General features: G+C 69.9%; 12 protein-coding genes and 1 tRNA gene. 1 reads left to right on the forward strand and 12 read right to left on the reverse strand.

What is annotated here, in order from left to right; translation table 11 throughout:
• Nucleotides 1-122: 122 nt before the first annotated feature.
• The 11 genes from EIO58_RS07085 to rplU form a co-directional block, all read right to left on the reverse strand.
• Nucleotides 123-599, reverse strand: a complete 477-nt coding sequence (locus EIO58_RS07085) for a VOC family protein (RefSeq protein ID WP_164861570.1) — start codon at nt 597-599, stop codon at nt 123-125.
• A 107-nt stretch (nt 600-706) separates the two neighbouring features.
• Nucleotides 707-779: transfer RNA gene (locus EIO58_RS07090), tRNA-Ala, on the reverse strand.
• 71 nt (nt 780-850) lie between these two features.
• On the reverse strand, nt 851-1,228 hold the full coding sequence (gene rsfS / locus EIO58_RS07095) for a ribosome silencing factor (protein WP_127818935.1): 378 nt from the start codon (nt 1,226-1,228) through the stop codon (nt 851-853).
• A complete protein-coding gene (locus tag EIO58_RS07100) occupies nt 1,228-2,433 on the reverse strand; it encodes a hypothetical protein (protein ID WP_240658620.1) in 1,206 nt (401 codons plus the stop codon). The genes rsfS and EIO58_RS07100 overlap by 1 nt, the downstream gene beginning before the upstream one ends.
• Nucleotides 2,430-3,026, reverse strand: coding sequence for a nicotinate-nucleotide adenylyltransferase (nadD, locus tag EIO58_RS07105; protein WP_127818936.1), 597 nt, complete (start codon nt 3,024-3,026; stop codon nt 2,430-2,432). Before nadD ends, EIO58_RS07100 begins: the two co-directional genes overlap by 4 nt.
• A 9-nt stretch (nt 3,027-3,035) precedes the next feature.
• Entirely contained in the window at nt 3,036-3,260 is a 225-nt protein-coding gene (locus tag EIO58_RS07110) for a hypothetical protein (RefSeq protein WP_127818937.1), read from the reverse strand.
• A gap of 54 nt (nt 3,261-3,314) precedes the next feature.
• Nucleotides 3,315-4,574: a glutamate-5-semialdehyde dehydrogenase gene (locus EIO58_RS07115; RefSeq protein WP_127818938.1), complete on the reverse strand. Its 1,260-nt coding sequence runs from the start codon at nt 4,572-4,574 to the stop codon at nt 3,315-3,317.
• Nucleotides 4,574-5,413: a glutamate 5-kinase gene (proB, locus tag EIO58_RS07120; protein WP_127818939.1), complete on the reverse strand. Its 840-nt coding sequence runs from the start codon at nt 5,411-5,413 to the stop codon at nt 4,574-4,576. Before proB ends, EIO58_RS07115 begins: the two co-directional genes overlap by 1 nt.
• On the reverse strand, nt 5,410-6,915 hold the full coding sequence (gene obgE / locus EIO58_RS07125) for a GTPase ObgE (protein WP_127818940.1): 1,506 nt from the start codon (nt 6,913-6,915) through the stop codon (nt 5,410-5,412). Before obgE ends, proB begins: the two co-directional genes overlap by 4 nt.
• 122 nt (nt 6,916-7,037) lie before the next feature.
• On the reverse strand, nt 7,038-7,295 hold the full coding sequence (gene rpmA, locus EIO58_RS07130) for a 50S ribosomal protein L27 (RefSeq protein ID WP_127818941.1): 258 nt from the start codon (nt 7,293-7,295) through the stop codon (nt 7,038-7,040).
• Nucleotides 7,296-7,328: 33 nt separating this feature from the next.
• The gene (gene rplU / locus EIO58_RS07135) at nt 7,329-7,637 is read right to left on the reverse strand and encodes a 50S ribosomal protein L21 (RefSeq protein ID WP_127818942.1); all 309 of its coding nucleotides are present in this window, start codon (nt 7,635-7,637) and stop codon (nt 7,329-7,331) included.
• A gap of 176 nt (nt 7,638-7,813) precedes the next feature.
• On the opposite strand from rplU, the gene EIO58_RS07140 reads away from it, so the two are divergent.
• A complete protein-coding gene (locus EIO58_RS07140; protein WP_127818943.1) occupies nt 7,814-8,086 on the forward strand; it encodes a DUF4031 domain-containing protein in 273 nt (90 codons plus the stop codon).
• Between the two features lie 21 nt (nt 8,087-8,107).
• On the opposite strand, the gene EIO58_RS07145 is transcribed toward EIO58_RS07140, so the two are convergent.
• A partial coding sequence (locus EIO58_RS07145; protein ID WP_127818944.1) for an Rne/Rng family ribonuclease occupies nt 8,108-10,004 on the reverse strand: 1,897 nt, incomplete at its 5' end.

The following is a 10,004-nucleotide window of genomic DNA, read 5'->3' on the forward strand; positions in this document are numbered from 1 at the left end:
GCCCACCGTCGGAACCGCACGCGACGGCGCAGGACTCGGCGATGGCGGACTGCACGCGGATGCCGCAAGCAGTGCCGCCACGAGGCAGACCGCCGCCGCGACCCGGCGCGCACGGTGGCGCGTCATCCGCCCGCCGCGGCCGCCTCGAGGGCCGCGATGTCGATGCGGCGCATCCGGAGCATCGCCTGCACGGACCGGTGCGCCACCTCAGGGTCGGGATGGCGGATCAGCTCCATGAGCCGGTCGGGAATGATCTGCCACGACAGCCCCCAGCGGTCCTTGAGCCAGCCGCAGGGCTGCTCCTGCCCACCATCGGCGGTCAGCGCGTGCCAATACCGGTCGACCTCCGCCTGGTCCGTGCACCGGACATACAGCGAGACCGCCTCGGTGAAGGGGAACTGCGGACCGGCGTCCATGCCGAGAAAGTCGCGCTCGCCGAGCCGGAAGTGGACGTGCATGACCTTGCCGCCCATCCCCGGCACCTCGTCGGGGTATCGCCGCAGTGAGACGATCTCGGAGTCGGGGATGAGCTCGGTGTAGAAGGCGACGGCTTCTTCGGCCGCGTCGTCGAACCAGAGGAACGGGGTCACGGCGGTCATGCGTTCACCCTGTCTCACGGCATCCGTCGACGCAATGGGGTGGAATGCGAGATCCGGAAAGGAGAAAGCGCCCCGCGTTTCGCGAAGCGCTTCACTGGAGATTTCGGTGGACCTGAGGGGACTCGAACCCCTGACCCCCTGCATGCCATGCAGGTGCGCTACCAGCTGCGCCACAGGCCCGGACGTCTTCCCGCGAACCGCGGGGCAACTCGTCTAGCTTACAACATCTCGCACGGTGCTCCGAACCAGGGTCACTCCTCAGAGGCGTGCGCGGGGAGGTTGATGGGCACCACCGGACAGTCCTTCCAGAGGCGCTCGAGACCGTAGTACACGCGCTCCTGTTCGTGGAACACGTGGACGACCAGGTCGCCGAAATCGATCAGCACCCAGCGCGACTCCTGACGCCCCTCACGCCGCAGTCGTTTGTGCCCCGCCTCGAGCAGCTTGTCTTCGATCTCGTCCGCGATGGCGGCGACGTTGCGCTCGCTGCGTCCGGTGACCAAGAGGAAGATGTCGACGAGCGGCAGCGGGCCCGACACGTCGAGGGCGACGAGATCCTCGCCGCCCTTCGCGTCCGCCGCGGTCGCGGCGATCTGGAGCATGTCGTGGGACTGCGGGGTCGCGGGCATCAGAGGGCTCCCGTCGCGAACGCGAGGATCAGGACGCCGACGAGCGCGATCGCGAGGACACCCGCCGTGATCGCGAGCGACATCATGAGTCGGTTGCCCTTCTCGGGCGTCGGGGGCTTGATGACCTCACCGGGCATCTTGACCGTGCTCACCGCGGCGCTCGCGGCGATCGGCGTCGGCGACGAGTGCGACGGCAGCTCGCCGTCGACCAGCGTCGCGTCGATCTCTTTGCCGTCGGCGGTGCCCTTGGCGTGACCGGTCGAACCCAGGCCCTCGGGAAGGTTGAACGTGCCCGTGACCAGCACCTCGCCGGTTGCTGTGACCGGCCCGACGAGCTGCGACACCTCGGGCGCCTGCGACACGATGAGCGCGTTCGGGACCGAAATCGCACCGGTCGACCGCGAAAGCAGCTGGTCGAACGATGCCGGCAGCTCGGGCGCCGCAACGGGAGCGGACGACGTGGCCTCCTTGCCGAGCAGACCCGCCCCGAGGAGCGGGCTGACGACGGCCTTAGGTGCGTCGCGCTCGTCTTCGTCGGGCGTCGTGCCCGAGAAGACGTCGCGGATCGCGGCGTCCTCCGCCTCGTCGACTGTGTCGGCGCCCGGAGCCTCGACCGGCCGGACCTCGGCAGCGGGCGCCTCACGCTGAGGAGCCGGCTGGACGGGCCGCGCCCAGATCGACGAGTCGACCTCCTCGCGCTCCTCGGTCTGCTCGCTCTGCGTGCGGGGCAGGCCGAAGAGGTCGTGCATGCCGCTCTCGGTGCTCTCGGGTGCACTCGGCTCCTCCGGGGTGGAGAACGGCGAACGCTGCGGCTGGGGAGCCGGCACGGGGGCGACGGGCGGCGCGAAGGACGGTGCCGAGCCCGTGGCCGCGGCGTGCGCGGCGACGACTTCCGGTGTGATGACCGGCACCGAGGCGGTGCGGATCTTCTCCTGCTGGCGCGCCTGGCGGCGGGTGAGCGGAGAGACTCCGAGGTCGACTGCGGAGTCCGCGACCGGCGGTGGCGGGACCACGGGGGGTTCGGCCGGTCGTGGAAAGGGCGCCCCGGTGACCGGAGCCGACGGGGCCGGCGGCGTCGTCGTGGGGGTCGGCGCGTCATCCGCCGACGGCGTGCCTGTGATCACCGGCGTGGAACCGGTGTTGCGGATCTCGCGCATCTGCTTGCGCGTGAGGGGTGGCGTTGCCGGCTGCTCGGGTGTACTCATTCCTTGCTCCGGTAGAGATGATGCTTCGCAATGTATTGGACGACCCCGTCGGGAACGAGGTACCACACGGGGTGTCCTCGCCTCACCCGGTCACGGCAGTCCGTCGACGAGATCGAGAGGGCGGGGATCTCGAGCTGGCTCACGTCGTCGCTCGGCAGTCCTTCGGTGTTCAGGACGTGCCCTGGACGAGACACCGCGACGAAATGGGCGAGGTCCCATAACTCATCATGGTCTCTCCAACTGAGAATTTGCGCTAAGGCGTCGGCGCCTGTGATGAAGAACAGCTCGGCATCCGGGCGGAGCGTCTTCAGATCGCGGAGCGTGTCGATGGTGTACGTGGGTCCGGAGCGGTCGATGTCGACGCGGCTCACCGTGAAGCGGGGGTTGGATGCCGTGGCGATGACGGTCATCAGATACCGGTGCTCGCTGGGCGAGACCTCCACCTTCTGCCACGGCCGACCCGTGGGGACGAACACGACCTCGTCGAGATCGAACCACTGCGCCACCTCGCTGGCGGCGACCAGGTGACCGTGATGGATGGGATCGAACGTCCCACCCATGACCCCGATCCTCGGGGCTCCCGTCACCGACATGCAGTCGGCCTAGTGGCCGTGCCCCGCTCGCTGGACGTCGTTCGCGTGGGCCTTCGCGTAGGCGTCGGCCTTGCGCGAGTGCCGGTTGGCCACATTGCGGTGAGACAGCGTCACGAGTGCCAAGCCGGCAAAGACCACCATCGCCACGATGCCGTAGCCGACAGTCTCGAGCGCGACATTGCCGTGGTGCTCCGTCTCTTCGGCGGCGAGGGCGATGATCGTGGCGAGTGTCATTCGGGCTCCGTTCGGGTCCGCCTCAAGAGGCGCGGGACTGATCCAGTTTATGCCTCACGCGCGGACTTGTCCGGCACCGCGCGCGAGCCACTTCGAGCTCGTGAGCTCGGCGAGCCCCATCGGGCCGCGTGCGTGCAGCTTCTGCGTCGAGATGCCGACCTCGGCGCCGAAGCCGAACTCGCCGCCGTCGGTGAAGCGCGTCGAGGCGTTGGCCATCACCACAGCCGAGTCCACCTCGGCGAGGAAGCGTTCCTCGCTCGTGGCATCCCGGGTCACAATCGACTCGGTGTGATGCGTGGAATAGCGGCGGATGTGCGCGAGCGCGTCGTCGAGGTCGTCGACGACGCGCATCGCGATGTCGAGGCTCAAGTACTCGGTCGCCCAGTCGGCGTCGGTCGCCGGAGTGACCCCCGCCGCGAGCTCCTGTACCGCGCCGTCGCCGTGAACAGTGACGCCCCTCTCCTGCAGCGCGGTCACCACCGGTCCGACGAGTCGCTCCGCAGCGCCGCGGTGGACGAGAACGGTTTCGACGGCGTTGCACACGCTCGGCCGCTGCACCTTCGCGTTCACGACGATGTCGCGGGCCCACTCGAGCGGTGCCGATTCGTCGAGCACGATGTGGACGACGCCCGCGCCGGTCTCGATGACGGGAACCGACGACTCGGCGACGACCGTCTCGATCAGCTGCGCGCTGCCACGAGGCACCAGCACGTCGACGATCCCTCGCGCGTGCATGAGCTCGCGGGCGCCCTCGCGGCCGAACTCGTCGACCGTCTGGATCGCCTCGGGGTCGATGCCGCGCGAGGCGAGCGCCTCGCGCATCGCGCGAACGAGGGCGGAGTTCGTTCGCTCGGCGGCGGTCCCTCCGCGCAGCACCACCGCGTTGCCGGACCGCAGTGCGAGCGCGGCGATGTCGACGGTGACGTTCGGCCGCGCCTCGTAGATCGACCCGACCACGCCGAAGGGCACCGCGACCTTCGTCAGCGACACGCCGTTGGCGAGCGTGCGCTCGTCGAGAACGCGCCCCACCGGGTCGGGAAGAGCGGCGATCTCTCGCACCGCCGTGGCCAGTGCCGCGACACGCGGCTCGTCCAGGCGGAGCCGGTCCTGAAGGGCCTCCGACAGGCCGGTCTCGCGTCCGCGCCGCAGGTCCTCCGCGTTCGCGGCGACGACCTCGGGCGCCGCGGCCTCGATGGCTTCTGCGATGGCCAGCAGCGCGTCCCGCTTGGCCCCGTCGCCGAGGAGGCCGACGGTGCGCGCCGCCTCCTTGGCGAGCAGCATCCGTTCCCGTGCCGTCGTGGCAGTGATCGTCATCAGCCCAGTTTATCGGCGGCGGTGCGCACCGCGCCCGTCGCGGGGCCTGCGGTGGGCTCGGGGTTCGGCTGGAACCACGTGCCGATCTCGGCGCCGGTCAGCGCCTCGCCCACGCGGTCGGCGCTCGTGACGAGCACGCCGATGCCGGCGGCAGCTGCCAGACGCGCCGCCGAGACCTTGGTCGCCGCTCCCCCTGTGCCCACGCTGTTGACGACGACCGAGCCGAACTCGAACCCGTGGAGGTCGTCGCCGTACGCGACGCGCGGGATGGGCAGCGCGCCCGGATCGTCCGGCGGATGCGTGTACAGGCACTCGATGTCGCTCAGCAGCACCAGCGCGTCGGCCCCGATCAGCTGCGCGACGAGCGCCGCGAGCCGGTCGTTGTCGCCGAAGCGGATCTCGTGGGTGGCGACGGTGTCGTTCTCGTTGACGATGGGCAGGATGCGCAGGCCCAGCAGCCGCTCCATGGCTCGCCGGGCGTTGGAGCGGTGAGTGGCGTTCTCGAGGTCGCCCGCGGTCAGCAGCACCTGCCCCGCGACGATCCGGAACGGCCGAAGCGCCTCCTGATAGCGGTAGATCAGCACGTTCTGGCCGACCGCCGCCGCCGCCTGCTGCGTTGCGAGGTCGCTCGGGCGCTCGTCGAGCAGGAGGAACGGCATGCCCGTAGCGATGGCACCCGACGACACGAGCACGATCTCGGTGCCGTGTGCGTGTGCCGCGGCGAGGGCGTTGACGAGCGGCCCGATCCTGTGCGCGCTGTCGCCGCTGATCGACGACGACCCGACCTTCACCACCACGCGTCGCGCATACGGGATGTCGGCGCGTTCGGCTGCGCTCACGCGTTCTCCTCGTCCTGCAGGGCCCCCGCGATCCGCTCGGCCTCGAGTTGGGCTCGGGCCTCGGCCTTGGCATCCATCCGCTCGTGGTACTGCTCGCGGCGCTCGTTGCTGGTGCGCCGCCCGCCGTCGTACAGTCGCGGATCGGTGCCACGCGGGGCCGTCATGAGCTCGGCCGCCGACGAGAGCGCGGGCTGCCAGTCGAACACGACGCCGTCGCCCTCGCCTATGACCACGGTCGCACCCGGCGTCGCACCGGCCCGGTAGAGTTCGTTCTCGACGCCGAGGCGCTCCAGGCGATCGGCGAGGTAGCCGACGGCTTCGTCGTTCTGGAAGTCGGTCTGGTGCACCCACCGCACCGGCTTGTCGCCCAGAATGCGGTAGATGTTGCCGTACGTGCCGCCTTCGACGCGCACCGCGAACTCCTTGTCGGAGCCCTTCGGCCGGATCACGATGCGCTCGGCGGCCGGCATCGCGGCGAGCACGGCGCGGTGGGCGGCGACGATCTCGCCCAGCGCGAAGGTCAGCTGTCGGAGGCCCTCGTGGCTCACGGTGGAGATCTCGAACACGCGATACCCTCGCGCCTCGAGGTCGGGCCGCACCAGGACGGCGAGGTCCTTCGCCTCGGGCACGTCCACCTTGTTGAGAGCGATGACCTGCGGGCGCTCGAGGAGGGGTGTCTGCCCCTCCGGGACCGGGTACGCGGCGAGCTCGGCCAGGATGACGTCGAGGTCGCTCAGCGGGTCGCGGCCGGGCTCGAGTGTGGCGCAGTCGAGCACGTGCACCAGCGCGGTGCAGCGCTCGACGTGACGCAGGAACTCCAGACCCAGGCCCTTGCCCTCGCTCGCGCCCTCGATGAGACCGGGCACGTCGGCGATCGTGTAACGGACCTCGCCCGCCTGGACGACTCCGAGGTTCGGATGCAGCGTCGTGAAGGGGTAGTCGGCGATCTTCGGCCGCGCCGCCGAGACGGCGGCGATGAGGCTCGACTTGCCCGCCGACGGGAAGCCCACCAGGGCGACGTCGGCGACCGTCTTGAGCTCGAGGACGACATCGCCCTCCCACCCCGGAGTGCCCAGCAGCGCGAAGCCCGGGGCCTTGCGCTTCTGACTCGCGAGAGCCGCGTTGCCGAGACCCCCCTGACCACCCGGCGCGACGACGAATCGCATGCCGGGCTCGATCATGTCGACGAGCGTCTCGCCCGAGACGTCCTTCACGACCGTGCCGACCGGAACCGGAAGGTCGAGCGACTCACCCGCAGCCCCGGAGCGGTTGTCACCCATGCCGAAACCGCCGTTGCCCGCCGCGCGATGCGGCGAATGGTGGTACGAAAGCAGAGTGGTGACCTGCGGATCGGCGACCAGGACGACGTCGCCGCCGTGGCCGCCATTGCCTCCGTCGGGGCCTGCGAGGGGCTTGAACTTCTCACGGCGCACCGAGACGCAGCCGTTGCCGCCCTTGCCCGCGCGCAGGTGCAGCGTCACGCGATCGACGAACGTGACCATGCGTCCCCCTCAGATGTGGTGTCTTCCCGGAGCCCGGGAAGGGATAAAGGGAAAGGGCGAGCCGAAGCCCGCCCCGTCCTGGAAGTCTGCACCACTCTCGCGGTGTCTGAGCCTGTCGAAGGCTACTCCGCGGCCGCCACGACGTTGACGACCTTGCGGCCGCCCTTCTGGCCGAACTCGACCGCACCGGCGGCCAGGGCGAACAGCGTGTCGTCGCCACCTCGGCCGACGTTGGCGCCGGGGTGGAAGTGGGTGCCGCGCTGGCGGACGAGGATCTCGCCGGCGTTGACGGCCTGACCGCCGAAGCGCTTCACGCCGAGGCGCTGCGCGTTGGAGTCACGACCGTTGCGGGTGGAGCTTGCGCCCTTCTTGTGTGCCATCTCTGCGTCTCTTCTCTGCCTGCTCGGGCGGACTTACTTGATGCCGGTGACCTTGACGCGCGTGAGGTCCTGACGGTGCCCCTGGCGCTTCTTGTAGCCGGTCTTGTTCTTGAACTTCTGGATCACGATCTTCGGGCCGCGCTCCTCACCGAGGACCTCGGCCGTCACGGTCACCTTCGAGAGCTTGTCGGCGTCGGTGGTGACGGTGTCGCCGTCCACGTGGAGCACCGCCGGGAGCTCGATCTTGTCGCCGACCTTCGCCGCCTGGCGGTCGAGAACGACGATCGTGCCGACCTCGACCTTCTCCTGCCGGCCACCGGCGCGCACAACTGCGTAAACCACTTCACACCTGTTTCTTCTGGGAGCGCACGCGCTCGGGATGTCACGAAAGACGCGGCGCGGATTTCTCGACGCACCAAAGGGCTACTTTACCGGATGCGGGAGACCACCGCAAAAGCTGAGGGTTCGGGCTCCGCTCACGCATCCGCGCCCGCTCCGCCGGTGCGTAGGATCGGCACGTGGCGATCCTCATCGACGACGCGCTGTGGCCCGCCCACGGCCGCCTGTGGGCGCATCTGGTGAGCGACTCGGATCTCGACGAGCTCCACGCCTTCGCGGCGGCGAACGGCATCTCCCGCCGCGGTTTCGACCTCGACCACTACGACGTCCCCGAGGACGCGCATGAACGACTGGTCGCAGCGGGCGCACAGCACGTGAGCGGTCGCGAGCTCGTGCGCCGGCTCATCGCCTCCGGGCTCCGCGTGACCGGGCGCGAGCGTCGCAGGCGCTGAACACCCGCGGCGCTCGCCGCCTCAGTCCTCCGTCGGCGTGTGCGGGACGGGCGTGCCGGTGAGCGCCGCCGTCGTCACGCGACGCCGCGCGCGGCCCTGTCCGGGCGCCTTGGGCTCGGGAAGCGCCTGGAGCACCGAGTCGAGCAGCATGTCCTTCTCGGTCTTGGGCGCCTTCGCGGCCGCATCCTGGCGCTTCTTGCGCTGCTTCTTCGGACGCTCGACCGCCGGGGCCTCCTCCACCGCGACGGTCGCCACGGGTGCTTGCGCCTCGTCGCCGTGGTGGATCGTGGACGCCGCGATCTGGGCGAGTGCCGACTTCACGCCCTCGGTGATGACGTGCGTGCCGTTCGAGCCGCTCGGCGGCTGCGACGCTCCGCCGCGCGAGCGACGGCCGGACGACCCTGCGGGCGCCGCCGTGCGGTGCTTGACGACCGGGTCGTGGTGCACGATGAGCCCGCGCCCCGCGCAGACCTCGCACGGCTCGCTGAAGGTCTCGAGAAGTCCGAGGCCCAGCTTCTTGCGGGTCATCTGCACGAGGCCGAGAGATGTCACCTCGGCGACCTGATGCTTGGTCCGGTCGCGGCTCAGGCACTCCACCAGGCGGCGCAGAACCAGGTCCCGGTTGGACTCGAGCACCATGTCGATGAAGTCGACCACGATGATGCCGCCGATGTCGCGCAGCCGCAGCTGGCGGACGATCTCCTCGGCGGCCTCGAGGTTGTTCTTCGTGACGGTCTCTTCGAGGTTTCCGCCCGAGCCGACGAACTTGCCCGTGTTGACGTCGACGACCGTCATCGCCTCGGTGCGGTCGATCACGAGCGAGCCGCCGGAGGGCAGCCACACCTTGCGGTCGAGCGCCTTCTCGATCTGCTCGGTCACGCGGAACTCGTCGAACGGGTCCTGGTCGCCCTCGAACCGCTCGACCCGTTCGAGCAGGTCGGGAGCCACCGACTCGAGGTACTTCGTGATCGTGTGGTGTGCGTCGTCGCCCTGGATCAGCATCTTCGAGAAGTCCTCGTTGAAGACGTCGCGCACGATCTTGACCAGCAGGTCCGGCTCGGAGTGCAGCAGCGCCGGGGCCTGGATCGACTCGATCTGCTTGCTGATGTGCTCCCACTGATTCGTCAGACGCTGCACGTCGCGCGTCAGCTGGTCCTCGGTGGCGCCTTCGGCGGCGGTGCGCACGATCACGCCCGACGACTCGGGGAGCACCTCCTTGAGGATCTTCTTCAGACGCGCCCGCTCGGTGTCGGGCAGCTTGCGAGAGATGCCGTTCATGGCACCGCCCGGCACGTACACGAGGTAGCGGCCCGGCAGCGAGATCTGGCTGGTCAGCCGCGCGCCCTTGTGCCCGACAGGGTCCTTGGTGACCTGCACGAGCACGCGGTCGCCACTCTTCAGCGCGAGCTCGATGCGGCGCGGCTGGTTGCCCGTCTCGACGGCGTCCCAGTCCACCTCACCCGAATACAGGACGGCGTTGCGGCCTCGGCCGATGTCGACGAACGCCGCCTCCATGCTGGGGAGCACGTTCTGCACGCGGCCGAGGTACACGTTGCCGATGAGCGAGGCATCCTGGCTGCGCGCGACGTAATGCTCGACGAGCACGTTGTCTTCGAGCACGGCGATCTGGATGCGGCCGTTGCGGGAACGCACGATCATGACGCGGTCGACGGCCTCGCGGCGGGCGAGGAACTCCGCCTCGGTCACGACCGCACGGCGGCGGCCGGCCTCGCGACCGTCGCGACGGCGCTGCTTCTTCGCCTCGAGCCGAGTGGAGCCCTTGATCCGCTGCGGCTCGGTGATGAGCTCGACGGCCCGCTGGCGGGACTGGGGCGGCTCGGAACCGGATGCCTCGTCCTTCGCTTCGCCGCCGCGGCGGCGGTTGCGACGGCGCGATGCCGCCGCCGGCGCCGGCTCC

The organism is Microbacterium sp. CPCC 204701 (assembly GCF_004010105.1).
Classification (GTDB): domain Bacteria; phylum Actinomycetota; class Actinomycetes; order Actinomycetales; family Microbacteriaceae; genus Microbacterium.